Raw genomic sequence first — 20,040 nt, forward strand, 5'->3', positions numbered from 1 at the left:
CCGATGAACCTGCAAGAACTCACCCAACGCCTGCATCAGATCCGCGATACCAACGACTGGCGCGGCTTCCACAGCCCGAAAAACCTGGCCATGGCCGCCAGCGTCGAAATGGCCGAGCTGGTAGAAATCTTCCAGTGGCTGAGCGAGGACGAGTCGCGCCAGCTGCCTGCCGACAAACTGGCCCACGCCGGCCAGGAAATCGGTGACGTGGTGCTCTACCTGTTACTGCTGTGCAGCGAACTGGGGCTGGACATGGACCAAGTGGTGCGTGCCAAGCTGGCCGACAGCGAGAGGCGCTTCGCCCGATGAACGACCGTCATTTCGATGAGCTGGCCACCCGCTTTGCCGAAAAGATCTATGGCGGCGCCAAGGGTGCGATCCGCCTGGCCGTGCTGCAGGCCGACCTGGCCGAAGCGCTACCCGACCGCCCGCTACGCATCCTCGACATCGGCGCCGGGTTGGGCCACATGGCCTTGTGGCTGGCCGAGCGCGGCCACCAGCTGACCCTGGCCGAACCTGCGGCGCCCATGCTCGACGGCGCCAGGGCGCGCTTTGCCGAAGCCGGCCAGACCGCGACCTTCATCCAGGCGCCCTGGCAAGACCTGCTCGGCCAACTGACCGAGCCCTACGACCTGGTGCTCTGCCACGCCGTGCTCGAATGGCTGGCCGAGCCCGAGAGCATCCTGCCGGTGCTGCACCAGCTCACCGCCCCCGGCGGTTGGTTATCGCTGGCCTTCTACAACCGCGACGCACTGGTCTATCGCAACCTGCTCAAGGGCCATTTCCGCAAGCTGCGCAGCAACCGGCTGGAAGGTGAAAAGCAGAGCCTGACCCCACAAAAACCGCTTGATCCACGCGAACTCAAGGCGCAACTTGAGCCTATGTGGCAGGTTGAAAGCGAAAGCGGCGTACGGGTGTTTCACGACTATATGCCCAAGGAATTCCAGGGCAAGGCCGAGCTGCTCGACCTGCTGGAAATGGAACTGGCTCACCGCCGCCACCCCAGCTTCGCCGGGCTTGGCCGCTACCTGCACTGGGTTTGCCGCCCCCGCTAATCCGCCGCGCCGGGAGAAACACATGCCGTACCGTCTGTTGTGCCTGGCCCTGCTGCCCCTTGCCCTGGCTGGCTGCCAGGGCAGCAACCCGTATGTGGCCAGCAGCCGCCCGTTACCCCCCGCCCCTGCCCAGGCGGCCACCACCTTCGACGCCAGTGCATACCCTGCGCCCGCTCGTGATTATGGGCATTACCGCAGCTGGAGCTGGCGCAACGGCCAGTTGCCCAGCGGCGCTGTCGATGCCGACCCGGCGCAACTGGCCGATGCCGTCAGCGGTGCGCTCGACCAGCATGGGCTGCGCCCCTCTCACGCAGGCCCTGGCGACTTGCTGGTGAGCGCCGACCTGCGCCTGGAAAAACGCTTGCGCCAAGTGCGTGACTACGACACCTACGACCCCTACTACGGGTCGTATCCCTATGGGGGTGTCGGCTATGGCGGCTACCGCCACGGTTATGGAGGCTACGCCAGCGTACCCATCGTGCGTACCTACGAAGTCGAAGTCCTGGTGGTGCGCATCGACCTGTACGACGCCCGCAGCGGCCAGCCGGTCTGGAGCGCCAGCGCCGAAAGCAGCAGCAACAAGGACTCGCCCCGCGAACGCGAAAGTGCCTTGCGCGATTCGTTGCACAAGGCGCTCAGCGGCTATCCTCCCAGTTAATCGCTAACGGAGAACCATCATGTTGCGCCGTCTCGTTCTACTGTCATTCGCGTTATTGCTCGCCGCCTGCTCGAGCAACAACGTCCAGCAGGATTTCGATGCCAGCCGCGATTTTGCCGCCTACCGTAGCTGGGCCTGGCAGGAGCCGGGCCTGCAGTACCGCCCGGATGACCCGCGGATCAAGAGCGACCTCACCGAGCAGCGCATTCGCCAGGCGGTGGCAGACCAACTCGACCAGCGCGGCCTGCGCCCGGTACAAGGCGGAGCGCGGCCCGACCTGGCAGTGCGCACGTACCTGATCGTGGAACAGCGCCAACAACAGATCACCACCAACTACGGCGGTGGCTGGGGTGGCTACTGGGGCGGCTATTGGGGCGGCCCGATGTACAACGAAACCCGCAATGTCGACTACAAGGTCGCCACCATTCAGGTCGACATGTTCGATGGGCGTGACGGCAAGCTGGTATGGCGCGGCAGTGCCGAGCAGATCATGAACAACTACCCGCCAAGCCCGGAAGAACGTAACAGCGCAATCCGCAACACCGTGGCCAAGGTGCTGGGCAACTACCCACCGGGCAGCAAAAAATAGCGTTGGACCGCGCCTTTTGCATGCACTGTGGCCCTGCGGGAGCGCACGTTCCCGTCTATCTTCATTTAAGGAAACCTGACTGACCGGGTAGAAGTGTTCAACATTTGGGAAAGGCGACCTGCCAATGCAAAGCATTGTTCTCCTGCTGTGGCTTGCCTTGTGCTCCGAACAGGATGTGCGTCAACGCCAGATCTCCAACGTGCTGACGCTGGGAGCGGCTGGCTGCGCCCTGGCCTGGCTGTTCGGCACCGGTCACAGCTGGATAGGCGCCGAAGCCAGCGAGGCCGGTTGGGCGCTGGCCATCGTCATGCTGCTGACCCTGCCAGGTTACATGCTCGGCCGCTTCGGCGCCGACGACGTCAAGCTGATGGGCGCCCTGGCCCTGGCCACCAGCCCGCACTATGTGCTCGGCACCTTCATTGGCGCGGGTGTCAGTGTGCTGGTCTGGCTACTGAGCCGCCGGCGCCTGTGGACGCTGCTAAACCCCAAGGTAAAGAAGCGTTTGCAGGCCCTGACCGAAGAAATGGGCGACAAGCAGGCGTTCGTCCCCTATGTGTTATCAGGTTTTCTTCTGACGGCTGTATGGATCCAGTAAACCTTCCAGGAGTCCGATAACTTGTACACGCCTTGTACATATTCGCTGAGTGCGACTACTTTTAAGCTGCCAGAGCGTCTGGCACGGGAGCATGGCCGTATAAGAACAGGGAGGTGATCATGTCCAGATCAGTGAGTGAAATAAAGGTGTTGGTGGTTGATGACCATCCGGTCATTGTCGAACAGCTGAGTGAATTTCTCCAAACCAAGGGCTATGCCTGCGTCACAGCTCTCTCAACCGACGAAGCCATCGAGCACTATATGGCAGACCCGGCCATCGGCTTGCTCATCTGTGACCTGCACATGCCAGATCGGGATGGCATCGAACTGGTGCGCGCCTTGAAGGAAATCAACGGCAGCCAGCGCATGTTCGAAGCCATCATGTTGACTGGGCGTGCCGAGAAACAGGACTTGATCCGGGCGATACGTGAAGGTTTTGCCGATTACTACCAGAAGCCGATGGACCTTGATGAACTGCTGGCAGGCGTCCGCCGGCAAGAAGAGGCCTTGCTGGTGCGTCGGCGCAATATCCGTGATCTGGCTGGATTGAACCAGCGCTTGCAGGAACTGGCCGAGTCGGTGGACGAACTGTATCAGGACCTGGAAAAAGCCCGTGGCCAAGGTACCCACCGGCGTGCCAGTGATGCAGAAGAAAGCGAAGGCGAGCTGCCAGCAGCATTCGTGAAGCTGTCACCACGCCAGCTGGAGGTGGCGCGCCTGGTTAGCAAGGGCAAAACCAATTACCAGATCGCCTGTGAACTGGGCATTACCGAAAACACCGTGAAGCTCTATGTGTCTCAGGTATTGCGTTTGACGCATATGCACAACCGCACCCAGCTGGCGCTGGCGCTGACCCCCAGTTCATCGCCCGTGCACCAGCGGTTCACGACCCATTGAATGAAGGTTCTGGAGCGGCCTTGTGCTGCGAAGCGCTGCTCCTGCAAGCCCCTTTTTCCCTGCTACAACTCGATGGCAAGGTTCAACGACAGCCGAGGCCCACGGTCCAGACTATCCAGCGCCACATCCGCCAACGGCTTGGCCACTTCCAGCGCCACATTGAACATCTGCCCACTCCCTAACCGCACACCCAGTGCCACCGAAGCCAGATGGGCGTCCTCCACCGGTCCCCGGTTATGCCAGGCCTGAGCGGTATCCACCACCGCGTAGGGCTGAACCCGCGCAAGCCAGCTACTGCGCACGCTGTAGTTGAGCTCGTAAGCCACCCCCCAGCCTTTGTCACCGTCAGCTTGATCACGCGGGTAACCGCGCCCGAAATTCTGCCCGCCAAACCCCGCACGCTCGCTGTCGGGTAAACGATCGTCACTCCAGTACAACGCCCCGGACACCACCTCCTGCCAGTCTTCCAACAGGGTGTCGCTCTGCAAACCGGAAAGCCGCAAGCGCAGGAAATCGAGGTCGTAGTCAGCATCGCTGCGTGCCCCCAGGTAGTCCAACCCCTGATGAACCCCGGCACTGACGATACGCAACCGCCCCTGCTCCACCTTGCGCCAGTCACCTTCGAATGACAGCGCCCGCACGTATGTGTCGTACTTGCGAGACGGTGACTGGTCGGCCATCCGGTCTTCATCATGCTCACTGACCGAGTACACGTGGCCCTGCACCGCCAGCCACTCATTCGGCCTTACAACCACCGGCTGACGCAGGCCGATCGCATAGCGCTCACTGTCGTGCTTGCGGGTGATATCGCGGCCATCATCCAGACGTATGCGCGTGCCGGGCTCGGCGCGATAGCGCGACGCCGACAGCAGCAGTTGGCTACCGGCGGCGTCCAGGTATTGGCTGTAATCGAGACGCTGGTAGTAGACCCTGTCATTGCCAGGGGGCAGCAGCCAGCTGGCCGTGACGCGTTCGCCATGGCGGGTCTGGGCATTGCTGGCTACGGTGATCAGGGCCTGTGCAGCATCACGGCTGGCGTCGGCCACGGTCACCGCGGCGCTAAGCGGCTTGCGCTGTGCATGCACGGTCAGCTGGGCGACGCCATCGGCAGCCGGTGCCATTGCCAGTTCGGCCTCTACCACTACCCCTGGCATGCGCGCAGCCACGCCCAGATAGCGCTCCAGCGTTTCGCGGGTCAGTGGGCGCTCGGCCTCAATGCGCGCCAGCAACTGCTGCAAATACTCATGGGCCGGTCCAATATCGCCGTCCACGCGGTAATCACGTATGTAACCTTCGACCAGCACCACGTTGACCCTGCCATCGGCCACATCCTGAGGCGGCAGGTAGGCATACGACAGCAAGTAGCCCTCTTGCCGGTAGCGTTGGGTCAGCCGCTGGGTGTACTGCTGCAATTCACCCAACGTGGTTTCGCGCCCGATCAGCGGCTGATAGTGTTCGCGCAGGTCGCTCAAGGGGAACACCGTGCCGCCCTCGAAGCGCACTTTGTGCAATACCAGCCGGGTGGTGGCCGGGGCCCAGTCGGGGTTGTCGATAGCCGCCCCGGCCAGCCGTATGCGGGGGCTCACAGGGGAGTAGTCCGTCATCGGCAGGTTGGCGCTGGGCAGACGCCGCTCGTATTCATGGCTGTCGAGAAACCCCGGCAAAGGTTCGGCGTGGGCAGCAGGTGCCCAAAGCAGCAACATCAGGGGCACGACCAGAGGACGCATAGGGCACTCCATGTTCCCATGGGTTGCGGGGCACCAGCCGGTCACACCCGTCACTTGCAAGCGTAGGTGCTGGCCCGGCTGTCGTCGAACACCTACTCGCTGACCTGGAACGCCACCCGCGCCGTCTGACCGCTTTCGTCCAGTGCGCTGAGTTCGGCCTGCCCGACCCGTGGCAAACGCAGCAACAGGCTGTCCTGCCCCTGGGTTTCACCCAACGGCTGGCCGTTGAGGAACCACCAGCGCCGTCCACCTCCCCCCAAGGCAGAGACCTGCAATTGCAATGGCTCGGTGCTGGTGGCCGGGCGGCGCAGATTGTCGCCTGGGCGCACGCCGACGATCGACAGCGGTGGTGCACTGGCCGGCGCCTGCGGCGGGCAGACCGGGTCGATGGCCGGCAAACGCGCCATGCGCCGCTCTACACGGGGTAGCCAGGGCTCCAGCGGCGCCGGCCACAGGGCGATGTCACGAGCCTTGGCGCCCGGGCAGCTACCATCGACCCGCAAGCCCTGCTCGTTGACCCACACTTTCTCGCGCAGGCCCAAGCCCAGCGGCTGGTCGGCGGCCTGCAAGGTGGGCGGCGTGGTACCGTCCAGGGTCCATGCAAAGCGCTGACGCCGACAGTTGGTGTCCTGCTTGCTCATCGGCTGGCCCAGCGGCCAACAGATCGCCGCAACGCCGATATTCGCTGGTACCGGCTCTACCGGGACGCTGATGCCGCGTTGGCTGTCGCGATTGCTCAACAGATCGTGTACCTGCAACATCAGCGGCGCCGCCGACGCCAGGCCGAACTGCCCAGGCACCGGTGTACCGTCGGGGCGACCAATCCATACGCCGATCAGGTAGCGCGGCCCCACGCCAATCGACCACGCATCGCGAAAGCCGTAGCTTGTGCCGGTTTTCCAGGCCAGTAGCGGGCGCTGCACCAGTTCGGCGTGCGGGTCGCGGTCCGGGCGCGCCTGGCCACTGAGGATACGCCGGATGATCCATGCCGCCCCCGGTGACAGCAACCGCTGCTCCACCAGGGGAGCCTGTGGCTGCAAGCGCACCTGCGCACTGTTGCCACCCCGCGCCAGCGCCGCGTAACCGCCGACCAGGTCCTCCAGCCGGCTGCCGGCACCGCCCAGGATCAACGACAGGTTGGGCTCAGCAAGGGGTGGCAGTATCAACGGCACGCCCGCCATGCGCAGTTGCGCGGCAAAGCGTTTCGGGCCGTAGGCCTCCAGCAATTGCACGGCGGGCAGGTTGAGCGACAGGGCCAGCGCCGAACTGGCCGACACCGGCCCGCTGAAACCCATGGAGAAGTTGCCAGGGCGATAGTCGCCATAGCGTCGTGGAACATCCTGCAACAGCGATTCGGAATGGATCAGGCCATCGTCCAGCGCCATGCCGTAAAGAAACGGCTTGAGGGTGGAACCGGGCGAACGTAACGAGCGCACCATGTCGACATGGCCAAAGCGGCGCTCATCAGACAAGTCTATCGAGCCCAGGTACGCACGCACCGCCATGCTCTGCGTTTCGACCACCAGAATGGCGGCCGAGGTACGCTCCGGCAGCCGTGCTCGCCAACCCAGCAGCAAGTCTTCGAGGCGCCGCTGAAGTGCGGCGTCAAGCGTGGTGCGGATCAGCGGTGGGCTGTCAGCGCTGTTCAGGCGCCGGGCCAGCAAGGGCGCCAGGGCCGGCTCCTGGCGTGGCGCCAGCACCAGCGGCTCCTCGGCCGCCTCGCGAATTTGCTGGGCCGGCCATACCTGGTATTCAGCCAGGCGCTGCAGCACCTTGTCCCGGGCACGCTGGGCACGCTCGGGGTGTCGGTCCGGGCGCAACCGGCTGGGTGCCTGGGGCAGTACAGCCAGCAGCGCCGCTTCGGCGGGGGTCAGGTGCAGGGGGGACTTGCCCAGGTACGCCCAGCTGGCTGCCGCCACGCCCTGAAGCGTGCCGCCAAAAGGTGCGCGGTTCAGGTAGATCTGCAGGATGTCGCGCTTGGATAAGTGCCATTCCAGCTGCAATGTGCGCCATAGCTGGCGCAGTTTGCCGAACAGGGTGCGGTCGTGCGGGTCGAGCAGGCGAGCCACCTGCATCGACAATGTGCTGCCGCCCGACACGACACGCCCGCCGCGCAGGTTCAGCCAGGCAGCACGGGCCAAGGCCAGCGGGTTGACCCCTGGGTGGTTGTAGAACCAACGGTCCTCGTAAGTCAGCAAGGCCTGCAGGTAAAGCGGCGAAACCTCTTCAGGGCTTACGGGATAGCGCCACACGCCATCAGCATCGGCAAAGCGCCACAAGGGCGTGCCGTCTTCGGCCAGCACTACCCGGGCCAGGTCATCACCCGGCAGCGGCAGCGGCCAGATACGATCAGCCAGCCAGAGCAGGCTGCCGAGCACCAGCAGACTGATCAGCGTGGCACGCAACAACCTGTCCGCACGGCGGCGTGGTCGCGCTAAGCTTGGCATCGGGAACCGACCTGGCCAGGTAATGGCCAAAGGCTTTGGGACGACAACCGCGCCGATTTTTTCATCAGGAAGCAACTATGCATGTAGAAGGTTTTTTCGAGTGGCTGGGCCAGGCACTGGGGTCGGTGATCCGCTTCATCGTCGACGCATTGAGCGGGCTGTTCAACCTGCTGGCCAATGCCGGTGGCAATTTCATCGATGGCCTGTCGCGCACCTTGGGCATGGACACCTCGCTGCTGAGCATCCTGGCCCTGATCATCGGCCTGATGCTGCTGTACTCGGCAATCCGCGCATTCATGCGCGCCTCGATCATCCTCGGAATCATTTGGCTGGTGCTGGGGCTGTGGGTGATGAGCTGGGTGATCCACTGATCTGCCCGGGAGCGGTCTTGCGTCGCGACAGGGCTGCACAGCAGCCCCAGGCTTTCAAATTGTCGGGGCCGCATTGCGGCCCTATCGCGACGCAAGGCCGCTCCCACATTGTCCGCGTAGAGCGGACCTCTAGCGGGCTTTCACCGTCATCTCCCCTTGCCCATCGCCCACGGCCTGCAGGTTCGGCCGGTACATCGACTCGACCTGCGGCGGCGGCACGCGGTAAGTGCCCGGGGTCACCGCCCGCGCCAGGTACAGCAGGTGAGTGGTGCCGTAGCCGTCAAGCTTGAGCGCGGCAACATAACGGTCATCACGGTACTCCTGATGCACCACGCTGGCGTTCTGCATCGACTCGCGCCACGCCTTCACTGCACTGCTGGCGTTGTCCAGGCTGGCGGCGCTTTGCGCCAGGTTCTGGTTTTCCAGCTCCAGGCCTGCCGGCAGCAGGTCCACCACCAACGCATCCGGCACCCGGTCCTCAGCTTTAAGCGCCAGGTGCACGAGCACAAGGTCACCACTGCGCAGGCTGTGCAGGTCCAGCGGCTGGCCATTCATGCCCAGGTACTCTCGGCGAATCTGCATGCCGTTGCCGCCAGCAGCAGGCGCCTGGCGTGGGTAGCCAGACAAGGTCAGTTGCTGGTACAGCGTCTCGCTGCCTTCGTTCTGCACGCTCAGTGGCGAGGCCAGCAACGGGCCTTCCAGCTTCATGCCGGCCTCGGCATTATTGAACTCGCGCACTTCACCCGCGCTGTCCAGGCGTGCCTGCCACTGGCCTTCCGGCTTGCCCAGCAAGCCACGGCCAGCGAGGAACAGTGCATTGCGCTCCTGGGTGGACAGCCAACGGTTGGCCGCCAGTTCATCCGATAAGGCGAACAGGCGCTGATCGACCTGGCTGCTGGCCAGGTTGCTTTCCTGCAGCAGCGCCAGGATCAGTGCCTGGTCACGCAGGGCGCTGCCATAATCGGCCAGCCAGCCTTTGCCACGGCTGATGCCCAGGCCCGCCTGCAAGGCTTGCTCGGCACGCGGTTTGTCGCCCATCTTGTCCAGCGCCACTGCCAGTTGTACCAGCGGCAGACCGGAGCGGGCATCGGCACGGCGTTCGAACAGCCCGCGCAGGGCCCCCAACGGCGCCTGCTGGCTGCGCGACAGCACCAGCGCCGCATAGGCCTGCACCGCAAAGCGCGTGTGGTCGGCATTTTCGCTGTAGTCGACTTCGATCAGGTTGCGTTCCTGCAGGTAACGCAGCAGGCGCTCACTGGCCTTCTTCAAGGCCTCGGCGGGTACGCCGTAACCTTGGTCACGGGCACGCAGCAGGAAGTCAGTAACATAGGCTGTCAGCCAGTACTCTTCCTCGCTGTCCGAACTCCACAAGCCAAAGCTGCCGTTGTAGCGCTGCATCCCCAGCAAGTGCTCGATGCCCATTTCGATCTTGCGCTTGCGCACATCCGCCGGCTCACCCTTGATGCCAAGGCGCTTGAGGCTGTCGGCATCGGCGTACAGCGAAGGGTACAGGCCACTGGTGGTCTGTTCGAGGCAGCCGTAGGGGTAGGCTTGCAGCGCGCGAATCTGCTCGGCAAGGTTCAGCGGCGGACGGCTCGACAAGGCCAGGCTGGCTTCCAGGCCAGCGGGTTCGAACGCGGCCAGGTCTGCTTCGGGCAGGGTCCACGGCTGGTCCTTCAAGGCCACGCGGTAGTGCTTGAGCATTGCCGGGTAGGCCGGGCGCACGCCCAGCGTCCACTCACGTTCGAACGCATTGACCGGCTCGTTCGGCAGTTGCAGGCCAGTCACCCGTACATGCACCTTGCCCTGCCCTAGCCCACCTTGCGCCAGCACCGGAATCATCAGCGTCGAGCGCTGCCCTTCGGCCAGGTTAACGCTCTGCACGGCGTTCGCCGCCAGGCTCAGTTGCCCTTCTGTGGTGATTTCGACGTTCAGTTGCTGGGCACGGCCGGACAGGTTGGCCAGGTCCAGTGCCAGGCTGGTACGGTCGCCACCGGCCAGGAAGCGCGGGGCCGAAAGCTCGGCAATCAATGGCGCGGCGACCACGGTCTTGCCTTCGGCCATGCCGAAGTGCTCCTCGGTCCAGGCCTGCGCCATTAACCGCAGCTCGCCATTGAAGTCGGGGATGTCGACCGTGGCCTGACCCTCACCCCTGTCGTCCAGCGTCACAGGCAGGCTCTGCTGGGCGACGATGGTTACCGTGGTGTTGGGCCGCTTGCCCCCCTTGGCCATCGCCGCATCACCACCGAATGCCAGGCTGGCCAGGCGGCCCTGGCCGGCCTCTATCAACTGGCCGTAGATGTCCAGCTGGTCGGCACCATAGGCCTTGCGCCCGAACAGGCTGGCGAACGGGTCGGGTGTTTTGAAATCGGTGATGTTGAGGATGCCCACGTCCACCGCCGACAACAGCACATGCACCTGCTTGGGCACACTGCCATCGGCGTTGGCGGCCTTTACCTTCACCGTCAGCGGCTGTTTCGGGCGCATTTTCTCCGGTGCCTGCAGGCTCAGCGCAAGCTTGCGCTCGGCGCGGTCCAGCGGCAGGTGCAGCACACCCACGGCGCGCTTGGGCGTGGCGTTGGCCTTGCGCTCACCAGGGCGGATCACCAATGCGCTGATGTACAAGTCGTGGCGGGCCCAGGCCTTGTCCAGCTGCACGTCAAAGGTTTTGCCCTCGGCGGGTACATCGATCTCCTGCCACCACAGCGGGCCATCGCTGGACTCGATCATCAGGTAGCCGCTACCGGCAGCGGGCGGGGTGACGGTGACCTTGGCGGTAGCGCCATCGGTGTAGGAAGGTTTGTCCAGCGCCAGCTTGACCTGGTCAGGCCGCACCGCGCCGCCCTCAGCGTTGTCCTGGGCACGATAGCCGGCCCAGAAGCGCTCACTGGACACCAGACCGGTCTGCGGGTCTTCGACCTCGACCCGATACGGGCCCCACTCAACCTGGAAGCTGAGTTTGGCGGTGGAACCTGCCTTGACGCTGATCGTCTCTTCGTTCTGGGTCAGGAACTTCTCGTTGTAGGCGTAGCTCCAGCCATCGCTTTGCGAGTAATTCCAGTAATAATCGCGGCGTTCGCGAACAAGGCGCACCTTGAGCGCGTCGGCTGCCAGTTTGTTACCGTCGCGGTCGGCCACCAGGAATTCGAATTCCACTGGCCCGTCGCTATCGGTCTCCTCACCTTCGAACAGGCCTCGCAGGCCCGGCAGGCGCTCAGCCGGCCAGATAGGCTGCTCCAGCCGCCGGGTGATCGGCCGGCCACCCGACTCCTGCAGGCTGGCCTGCACGGTCAGTTGCAGCGGAGAGCGGGCTTCGGCCCAACGGCTTTCGATATCGACCACCGCCTTGCCGGCCTGGTCAAGGGTGACTTCGTCCAGTTCCAGGTCCTGGTTCAGATCGGTTTCGGTGACCGAGCCGAACCGGTAGCCAGGCAACGCCGGTACTGCCTCGCGCAGCGGGCGAACATAGGCCTGACCGCTCAGGCGATTGCCGGCGGCCGGCGCACCATAGAGGTAACGGCCATTGACCTGGATACGCGCATCCTCATCCGGCGAAAGCGGTTTGCTGCTGCCCTTGAGCTCCAGCGCCAGGCGCTCGGGCAGGAAGTCTTCGACGAGGAATTCATAGACCTGCTTGCGCCCGCCACCCAGGTCGAGCAGCAGTTGCCAACGACCAGTCGGGGCCTCGGTGGCCAGTTGCAACTGGTATTGGTACAAGCCATTGCTGTCGGCCTCCCAGACGAACTTGCGGCTCACCTGTTCATCCGGGCGACGCACTTCAACGCTCACCGGCTGGGCTTTGACCGGCTTGCCGTCCTGGTCGCGCAGCAGGCCGTTGAGCAGCACCGTTTCACCCGGGCGGTACAGGTCACGCGGGCCGAAAATGAAGAACTGCAGCGGGTTGGCCTGAGGCCCGGTGATGTCGAACTCGGCCAGGTCCAGGGCTGCGGTGTTCAGGCGCAGCAGCGTGGTATGCACGCCCTGGGTGGCGATCAGGGTATCGGCCTTGGGCGTGATCGGCAGCTGGCCATGCCCCTTGCCATCGGTGGTGGCATGGGCCAGCAGCTTGCCCTTTTCGTCATGGATTTCCAGGTTGACGCCGCTCAGCGCCTTGCCGCCTTCCAGGGCTTGAGCAAACACGTCAATGCGATCGCGGTAGCGGTGGGCCGACACACCGATGTCGCTAAGGGTGAACAGGGTTGCCGGCTGAGAATAATCGTAGGTACCCGAGGCGCGCATCACTGCCAGGTACACGCCTGGCGCCTGCAACGGCTTGATGCCGGCAATCGGCAGCAACACTGTCTCGCGCGTGTTGCGCGCCGGGTTTAGATCGAAGCGGCCACTGTAGACCAGCTCGGCCATGTCCAGGGTTTCCTTGGACTGGTAGTAGTACAGGCTGCTGTTGCGTCCCCAGTTGGCCAGGAAGGTCGAGAGCATGTCTGGCTTGACGCGGAAGAACTCGACATCCACCTTGTCGACGTTCAGGGCTATCACCGGTAGGCCTTCGGCCAGGCGCGTAGGCAGCAACGAGCCGCGGCTGGCAAAGCCTATGGTCGGCTGCATGTCGCGGGTTTCCAGGCGGGTGATCGACTCGCTGTCCAGCTGCTTGCCGTTGACTGCCAGCAGCCCCTTGTCGACGGTCAGCACCAACTTGCGCTGCGGCTCCAGGTGGCGCAAGCGCAGCTCCATCTGGTTGTCGGAGAGTTCCCAGGCGCCGTCGAGCTTGCCTTTGACCGTGTCTACCAGGTGCACCTTGGTGGTGAAATCCTGCTTGGCATCCAGCGGTACGGAGAAGCTGATCGACAGCGTTGCCGCGCCATCGAGCTGCACTTCCGATACGTCCAGCACTGTGAGTTCGCGGCCCTCGTAGCGCTTGGCGAGCGCGGCCGGGTCCTCACGTTTGGGGGCGGGGGCTTCGGCGGGCGCGGGCGCCACGGTTTTCTCGACCGGCGCCGGTTTGCCCGGCGTGGAAGAGTCACAGGCACTGAGCAACGCCAGCGCGCAGGCCAGCAACAATCCTTTGTTGAACATGAGATAGGAACTCTTGGGCAGCGTGTACGTGAGGGCAGCAACTATAGCGCAACGCAAGGTACAGCACCCGGCGTTGTGCGCCAGGTCAGACCATGGTCGCGCTAAATGGTTGCCTGGTCGTTACACTGTGGCCATTCGTTAAAGGGGCACACAGCGGCCCCAAAATCTCATGGAATGCACATGCCCCAACTCGCTGCCGACTGGCGCCACCGCCTCACCCACCGCAAGGTCTGGGCGCTGGCCGCGCCGATGATCCTGTCCAACATCTCGGTACCGCTGGTGGCGCTGGTCGACAGCACGGTCATCGGGCATCTCCCGCACGCTCACCAGCTGGGCGCCGTGGCCGTGGGCGCTACCTTGTTCACCTTCATGGTCGGCCTGATGGGCTTCCTGCGCATGGGGTCCACCGGCTTCGCTGCTCAGGCCGCCGGCCGTGGCGACGGCGCAGCGTTACGCCAGGTACTGGTGCAAGGGCTGCTGCTGGCGGTCGGCTTCGCCCTGTTGATCGGCCTGCTGGCCCTGCCCTTCAGCCAGCTGGCACTTCATGCGATGCAACCCAGCGCAGCCCTGCAGCAATCCACCGAAGACTTCTTCCATACCCGCCTGCTTGGCCTGCCTGCGGCGCTGGCCAGTTACGCGCTGGTCGGCTGGTTCCTCGGCACCCAGAACGCCAGGGCTCCACTGGCAATCCTGCTGACCACCAACCTGCTGAACATCGCCTTGAACCTGTGGTTCGTGCTGGGCCTGGACTGGGGCGTACTGGGTTCGGCGCGGGCGTCGGTGATTGCCGAATGGAGTGCTGCCCTGCTCGGTTTGGCCCTGACCCGCCCGGCCCTGCGGGCCTACCCGGGGCAGATCGTGTGGGCAGCGCTGCAGCGCTGGCAGGCCTGGAGGCCACTGCTGGCGGTGAACCGCGACATCTTCCTGCGCAGCCTGGCGCTGCAACTGGTGTTCCTGCTGATCACCGTGCAGGGCGCGCGTCTGGGTGAGGCCACGGTGGCGGCCAACGCCCTGCTGCTCAATGGCCTGCTGCTGACTGCTTATGCACTCGATGGCTTGGCCCATGGCGTGGAGGCCTTGTGCGGCCATGCCATTGGCGCCCGTGACCGCGACACCCTGCGTCGCTCGCTGGTGGTGGCCTGCGGCTGGTCACTGATCACCAGCCTGGGCTTTGCCGGGCTGTTCCTGCTGGGTGGGCACCTGTTCATCGACTTGCAGACCGACATCGAAAGTGTGCGGGCGGCGGCTTATCCGTATTTGCCCTACCTGGCATTGCTGCCGTTGATCGCGGTGTGGAGTTACTTGCTGGATGGCTTGTTCATCGGCGCTACCCGGGCGCGGGAAATGCGTAATGCAATGCTGGTTTCGGTGCTGGTGGCATTGCCCGTGGCGGTGGCCATGAACGGGTTGGGCAACCATGGGTTGTGGATGGCGTTTCTCGGGTTCATGGGGTTGCGGGCGGTGACGTTGGGGTGGGTGGGGCGGCGGTTGCAGCAGAGGGGTGAGTGGATCGCATGACTGCTTGGTATCGCGGTCCCCTGTAGGAGCGGCCTTGTGTCGCGAAATGAGGGCAAAGCCCTCACCTGCTGACTCACAGCCACACACAATCCCAATGCGGATACTCGCCCGCTCGCCGGACCAGGCCAGCCCGAATCGGGTTGGCGATGATGTAGCGGGCAGCAGCCTTTACATCTTCTTCCTTGCGCAATGCCCGGTCATAAAAGCCCGGTTGCCAGATGTGCCGGCGATCAATGCCTTTACGGTAAAGCGCGCAGCTGCTTCGCGACTTGAAGGCACACGTGAGATTGCCCAAGCTGGTTGGCCCCAGTTCGATCAGCCAATGCAGATGATCCGGCATCAAGACCCAAGCCAGAGAGCGGCAGCCCCCCTCATGTTCGCTAAGGCGCAACTGCTGGATTACCGTCCGCGCAAACAAGAGGTTCCTGAACAACGGAAGGCGATCGCGGGTGATGGTGGTTAGCAGGTAGAGCCTGCCTGGCTCCGAGAAGCGCCCTTGGCGCAAGCGGTGATTGCCGTGACGATCCATGTCTACTTCCTTTGAACATTGCGTTCAAGGGTAGGTGTCGCGATGACGGGCACCGTAGGCGGATCATTACCGCGTATAACGCAGTGAGGGCTGCGCCCTCAGATCGCGACACAAGGCCGCTCCTACAAGAGGTCGCGACCCAAGTGATATCGCGGTCTCTGTAGGAGCGGCCTTGTGTCGCGATGGGCCGCAAAGCGGCCCCGGCAATTACGACGACAGGTAAGAAGACCGGGTCAACCCAAGGCGCAACGCATCCAGGTACTGCGTGCGCTCACGCGCAGTGATCTTGGCGCTGGCGACCTTGTCGCGGTAATGCGTCATCAACTCCTCCGGCGACAGGTGCACGTAGCGCAGCATGTCTTCGATGGTGTCGTGGGTTTCGATACCGGCGTGGTACACGCTGCCGTCGGCATTCTGGTAGATGTTCACCGAGTCGGTGTCACCGAACAGGTTGTGCATGTCACCCAGGATTTCCTGGTAGGCGCCCACCAGGAACACGCCCAGCAGGTAATCCTCGCCCTCCTTCACCGCATGCACCGGCATGCTGGTTTCGATGCTCTGCTCGTCAACGTACTGGTTGATCTTGCCGTCGGAATCGCAAGTCAGGTCCTGCAATACCGCACGCCGCATCGGCTCTTCGTCCAGGCGGTGCAGCGGGATGATCGGCAGGACCTGGCCGATGGCCCAGGTGTCTGGCAGGCTCTGGAACACCGAGAAGTTGCAGATGTACTTGTCGGCCAGCTTGTCGTTCAACTCGTCCAGCACCTGGCGGTGCGAGCGCTGGCGGGCTTTCAGCGAGTTGTGCAGGCGGCGGCACACGGCGAAATAGCACTGCTCGGCCAAGGCCTTCTCGCTCAGGCTGATTTTGCCATCGGCGTACTGCGCGGCCACATCACCCATGTAGTGGGTGGCGCGCCAGTAGGTCTCGGTGACCATCTCGATGTCGGTCGGGCCAAGCAGGTCGACAAGCCACTGCACGGTCTCGGGCAGGGCTTCCTTGTTCTCGATCGTGGGTACGTCGTCGTTGTGTTTCTCGACGTCAGTCACCTGGATCACCAGCATGGCGTGGTGCGCGGTCAGCGAACGGCCACTTTCGGAGAAGATGTGCGGGTGCGGCAGGCCCTGCGCGTCGCAGAACTCCTTGAGCATGCCCACCACTACGCCGGCGTAGTCGTCCATGTCGTAGTTGATCGAGCTGGCATTGCGCGAGTGAGTACCGTCGTAGTCCACACCCAGGCCGCCACCCACGTCGATGTGGTCGACCGGCAGGCCCAGCGCACGCAGTTCGCCGTAATAACGGATAGCTTCCTTGAAACCGTGCTGGTAGTCGGCCAGGTTGGCGATCTGCGAACCCATGTGGAAGTGCAGCAGGCGGATGCCCTGGTCCAGGCCCGCATCGCGGAAGCGCTGCACCACCGAGAGCAACTGGGCGGCGGACAAACCGAACTTGGACTTTTCGCCACCGGTGTCGGCCCACTTGCTCGAGGCCAGCGACGACAGGCGAACGCGCAGGCCAACCTGCGGTTTCACCTTGAGCTCGGCGGCCTCTTCGATCACCAGGGCCACTTCCGACTCTTTCTCGATGACGATGAACACATTGTGGCCAAGCTTCTGGCCCATCAGCGCCAGGCGAATGAACTCACGGTCCTTGTAGCCGTTGCAGACGATGGTGCCGCCCTTCGGGGCCAGCGCCAGCACTGCCAGCAATTCGGGTTTGGAGCCGGCTTCCAGGCCGATGGAAACGTTTTGCGTGGCGATGATGTTTTCCACCACCGCTTCCTGCTGGTTCACCTTGATCGGGTACAGCGCGGTGTACTTGCTCTGGTATTCCAGGCGCGCGATGTTGGCGTCGAAGGCACCGGTCAGCTGGCGCACACGGTCCTGCAGAATGTCAGGGAAGCGCACCAGCAAGGGCAGCGACAAGCCGCTCTGGCGCAGCTCGTCGACCTGTTCGAACAGGTCGATCGGCGCGCTTTGAGGGCCGTTGGGGCGCACTTCGACGCGCCCGGCTTCATTGATGGCGAAATAGCCAGCGCCCCAATGGCGGATGCCATAAACACTGCGGCTGTCGGCAACGGTCCACTGGCTACCATCATCTTTGCGTGTGCGTCGTACGGACATTCAAGTCCCCTATAGATAAGTCGAAGACACTGCCCGCAGACAGCGAGGCGAGTGTAAAAGCTGAAAATGACGATTCATCCGTGCTCAGGCATAGACTCTGACCACGGGAACGAGTTTAGAAAGCGCTGGGCAAAAAATCGCGCGATGGCCTCAGCCGCCGGACTTTTTCGCCTTGAAACCCTGTTTGGTCAGCTCGCCGATCAACAGCTCGACATGGTCGCCCTGGATCTCGATAACCCCATCCTTCAGGGCACCGCCGGTACCGCAGCGGCGCTTGAGCGTGGTCGCCAGCTCTTTGAGCTGGTCGGGCGGCAGCGGCACGCCGGTGACGGTGGTCACGGTCTTGCCGCCACGGCCTTTGCTTTCGCGGCGCACGCGGGCAATGCCGTCGCCTTCGGGGATGATCTGCTGCTTGCAGGTGCAGGCGTCCACCGGCTGGCCACAGTCGGGGCAGTGCCGACCGGCGTCGGTGGAGTACACGAGACCGCCAAGGGCGGAAAAGGAAGAAGCTTTCTTGGCCACTTTTGTTCCTCGGTGCTGAGGACAAAAACTGGTCGTGCCTTGGGGTTGAGGCCGACCGCGAAGCCCCACTCTGGCAGGGGCGGCGCTACTGCTGCAAGAATTGCGGCAGCCCGAAAAGGGCGCGCAGTGTAACGATAAATACGCCTGTTGTGTAGGCACGGGTTTACCTGCGAACAAGGGCAAAGCCCTTGCACTGCGAAACGGGTGTCAAGGCCGGTATTTCGCGGGCAAGCCCGCGCCTACAAAGTGGCCTTGTAGCGCTGCAACGCCGCCAACGAGTCCGGGCAATAAGGCTTGCTCAGGCTTTCCTGCTCAGCCTGTTCCAGACCGATGAAGCGCGCTTCAATAACCTCTTCCGGCTGCAACCGCAACGGCGCATCCGACACCGCCGAATACACCGCACACCACAAGCGGTTATCCGGCTGGTCAAAGTAGAACCGCTCGTGAAAGCGCAGCTCGGCGCCCTCGATGCCCAGCTCTTCGGCCAGTTCGCGCGCGGCCGATTCGGCATACGCTTCCCCGGCCGTGACCATGCCGCCCGCCGCCACATCCCAGTACCCGGGGTACAGCGCCTTGCTCAGCGTACGCCGGTGCACACACAATTCACCGGCACTGTTGAACAGCAGAATGAACGTGCAGCGACCGATCAGGCCACGCTCGCGCAGCTCGGCACGGGGCAAGGCGCCCAGGACCTGGTCGGCTTCGTCCACCCAGGTGACCAGCTCGCGGTCGGAAGCCGCCCGATGGGCGGCCTCGGTTGGGCTGATAGCCATCATCAACCCTGCGACAGCAACTGACGCAGATCGATAACCGCAGCGTTGGCCCGGGAAATGTAGTTGGCCATGACCAACGAGTGGTTGGCCCACATGCCGAAGCCACTGCCGTTGAGCACCATCGGGCTCCACAGCGGCTCTTGCGAGGCCTCCAGCTCACGGATGATCTGACGCACGCTGACGGTGGCATTCTTCTTCGCCAGCACGTCAGCGAAGTCCACCTCGATGGCACGCAGCAGGTGCGACAGCGCCCAGGCTTGGCCACGGGCTTCATAGAACACGTTGTCGATCTGCAGCCATGGGGTTTCCACCAGCTCCTCATCCACCTGCGGCGCCTGGCCGGCAACGACCGATTCGGTCTTCAGCGTGGTGTTGAGCTTGACCCGGCCAACGCTGGCCGACAGGCGCTGCGACAGCGAGCCCAGGCGGGTGGCCACGTCACCCAGCCAGTTGTTCAGGTTGTCGGCGCGGGTATAGAAGATGGCGCCCTTGTCGCCGGCAGCCAGACGGGTCTGGTAGCGGGTCAGCGACTTGATGCCCTCTTCGAACTCCGACTCGCTCGATGGCAGGATCCAGCTCTTGTTGTCGAAGTTGAAGCGCGGCTCGGCCTTGGCCAGGTCGGCGTCTTCGGTGGACTGCGACTGCGAACGGGCGAAGTCTTTACGCAGCGCACGGGACAGGTCACGGACCTGGACCAGCACGCCATATTCCCAGCTTGGCATGTTGTCCATCCACAGCCCAGGCGGGAAGCGGTCGTTGGAAATGTAGCCGCCCGGCTTGTTCAGCAAGGTGCCGGCCACGGTCTTGAGGGTTTCGACGGTGGTATAGCCCACCACCATCTGCTGGCCAGCATGTTCGGCTGCGGCCTGGGCGTTTTGCTGCACCGGGAACAAAGCAGGCTCCTGGCTCCAGTACCAGCCCAGACCGATACACACCAGCAGGTACAACCCGATCAGGGTCCCCAGGGCACGGCTCCAAAGGCCGCCAAGGTAGCTACGGGCGGCAGCGCCGCGCCCGTCGACACGCTCACGGGGCTCGGCTTTGGCCTCGCGGTTTTTCCAGTCCAGCATGGCTTTGTCCTTAATCAGTCACGACGGTTCAGGGGCTTTGACCACAGGCCTGCGCTAGCGTGCCACGGGAAGCCCGAATGGCTGCACTATAAAGCAGACACCACCGTACGCATAAGCGACCATTCAGTCAGCAACTGA

General features: G+C 63.7%; 16 protein-coding genes. 8 read left to right on the top strand and 8 right to left on the bottom strand.

All coding sequences use genetic code 11. The features are described 5' to 3' along the window. Nucleotides 1–3 precede the first annotated feature (3 nt). From LVS58_RS16960 to LVS58_RS16985, 6 genes are all read left to right on the top strand, one after another. Nucleotides 4–309: a MazG-like family protein gene (locus LVS58_RS16960; RefSeq protein ID WP_003255298.1), complete on the top strand. Its 306-nt coding sequence runs from the start codon at nt 4–6 to the stop codon at nt 307–309. After that, nucleotides 306–1,055, top strand: coding sequence for a methyltransferase (locus tag LVS58_RS16965; RefSeq protein WP_233692041.1), 750 nt, complete (start codon nt 306–308; stop codon nt 1,053–1,055). The genes LVS58_RS16960 and LVS58_RS16965 overlap by 4 nt, the downstream gene beginning before the upstream one ends. Before the next feature lie 22 nt (nt 1,056–1,077). Continuing rightward, a complete protein-coding gene (locus LVS58_RS16970; protein ID WP_233692042.1) occupies nt 1,078–1,713 on the top strand; it encodes a DUF4136 domain-containing protein in 636 nt (211 codons plus the stop codon). A gap of 19 nt (nt 1,714–1,732) precedes the next feature. Continuing rightward, nucleotides 1,733–2,302, top strand: a complete 570-nt coding sequence (locus tag LVS58_RS16975) for a DUF4136 domain-containing protein (protein WP_233692043.1) — start codon at nt 1,733–1,735, stop codon at nt 2,300–2,302. A gap of 124 nt (nt 2,303–2,426) precedes the next feature. Beyond that, nucleotides 2,427–2,897: an A24 family peptidase gene (locus LVS58_RS16980; protein WP_233692044.1), complete on the top strand. Its 471-nt coding sequence runs from the start codon at nt 2,427–2,429 to the stop codon at nt 2,895–2,897. A 119-nt stretch (nt 2,898–3,016) separates the two neighbouring features. After that, complete coding sequence (locus tag LVS58_RS16985; protein ID WP_233692045.1) at nt 3,017–3,793, top strand: response regulator transcription factor; 777 nt, start codon at nt 3,017–3,019, stop codon at nt 3,791–3,793. 62 nt (nt 3,794–3,855) lie between these two features. Here LVS58_RS16985 and LVS58_RS16990 read toward each other — a convergent pair whose 3' ends face one another. Further along, on the bottom strand, nt 3,856–5,520 hold the full coding sequence (locus tag LVS58_RS16990) for a ShlB/FhaC/HecB family hemolysin secretion/activation protein (RefSeq protein WP_233692046.1): 1,665 nt from the start codon (nt 5,518–5,520) through the stop codon (nt 3,856–3,858). Between the two features lie 92 nt (nt 5,521–5,612). Continuing rightward, a complete protein-coding gene (pbpC, locus tag LVS58_RS16995; RefSeq protein WP_233692047.1) occupies nt 5,613–7,967 on the bottom strand; it encodes a peptidoglycan glycosyltransferase PbpC in 2,355 nt (784 codons plus the stop codon). 77 nt (nt 7,968–8,044) lie between these two features. Here pbpC and LVS58_RS17000 point away from each other — a divergent pair, with 77 nt between their 5' ends. Then, nucleotides 8,045–8,338 (top strand): hypothetical protein, encoded by a 294-nt coding sequence (locus tag LVS58_RS17000; protein WP_233692048.1) that lies wholly within the window; start codon nt 8,045–8,047, stop codon nt 8,336–8,338. A gap of 129 nt (nt 8,339–8,467) precedes the next feature. Here the strand turns inward: LVS58_RS17000 and LVS58_RS17005 are convergent, their stop codons facing one another. Next, nucleotides 8,468–13,369 carry an alpha-2-macroglobulin family protein gene (locus LVS58_RS17005; protein WP_233692049.1) on the bottom strand — a complete coding sequence of 1,634 codons (4,902 nt, stop codon included), beginning with the start codon at nt 13,367–13,369 and terminating at the stop codon, nt 8,468–8,470. A 180-nt stretch (nt 13,370–13,549) separates the two neighbouring features. On the opposite strand from LVS58_RS17005, the gene LVS58_RS17010 reads away from it, so the two are divergent. Further along, nucleotides 13,550–14,887 carry an MATE family efflux transporter gene (locus tag LVS58_RS17010; RefSeq protein WP_233692050.1) on the top strand — a complete coding sequence of 446 codons (1,338 nt, stop codon included), beginning with the start codon at nt 13,550–13,552 and terminating at the stop codon, nt 14,885–14,887. Between the two features lie 73 nt (nt 14,888–14,960). On the opposite strand, the gene LVS58_RS17015 is transcribed toward LVS58_RS17010, so the two are convergent. The 5 genes from LVS58_RS17015 to LVS58_RS17035 form a co-directional block, all read right to left on the bottom strand. After that, entirely contained in the window at nt 14,961–15,416 is a 456-nt protein-coding gene (locus tag LVS58_RS17015; protein WP_233692051.1) for an REP-associated tyrosine transposase, read from the bottom strand. Nucleotides 15,417–15,623: 207 nt separating this feature from the next. Next, nucleotides 15,624–17,537 (bottom strand): arginine decarboxylase, encoded by a 1,914-nt coding sequence (speA, locus tag LVS58_RS17020; RefSeq protein WP_233692052.1) that lies wholly within the window; start codon nt 17,535–17,537, stop codon nt 15,624–15,626. A 150-nt stretch (nt 17,538–17,687) separates the two neighbouring features. Next, entirely contained in the window at nt 17,688–18,059 is a 372-nt protein-coding gene (locus LVS58_RS17025; protein ID WP_003255318.1) for a translation initiation factor Sui1, read from the bottom strand. Nucleotides 18,060–18,298: 239 nt separating this feature from the next. Beyond that, nucleotides 18,299–18,832 carry an NUDIX hydrolase gene (locus LVS58_RS17030; RefSeq protein WP_233692053.1) on the bottom strand — a complete coding sequence of 178 codons (534 nt, stop codon included), beginning with the start codon at nt 18,830–18,832 and terminating at the stop codon, nt 18,299–18,301. A 2-nt stretch (nt 18,833–18,834) separates the two neighbouring features. Continuing rightward, nucleotides 18,835–19,902 (bottom strand): DUF2333 family protein, encoded by a 1,068-nt coding sequence (locus LVS58_RS17035; protein WP_233692054.1) that lies wholly within the window; start codon nt 19,900–19,902, stop codon nt 18,835–18,837. Nucleotides 19,903–20,040 lie beyond the last annotated feature (138 nt).

Source organism: Pseudomonas sp. JR33AA (assembly GCF_021378985.1).
GTDB lineage: Bacteria > Pseudomonadota > Gammaproteobacteria > Pseudomonadales > Pseudomonadaceae > Aquipseudomonas > Aquipseudomonas alloputida.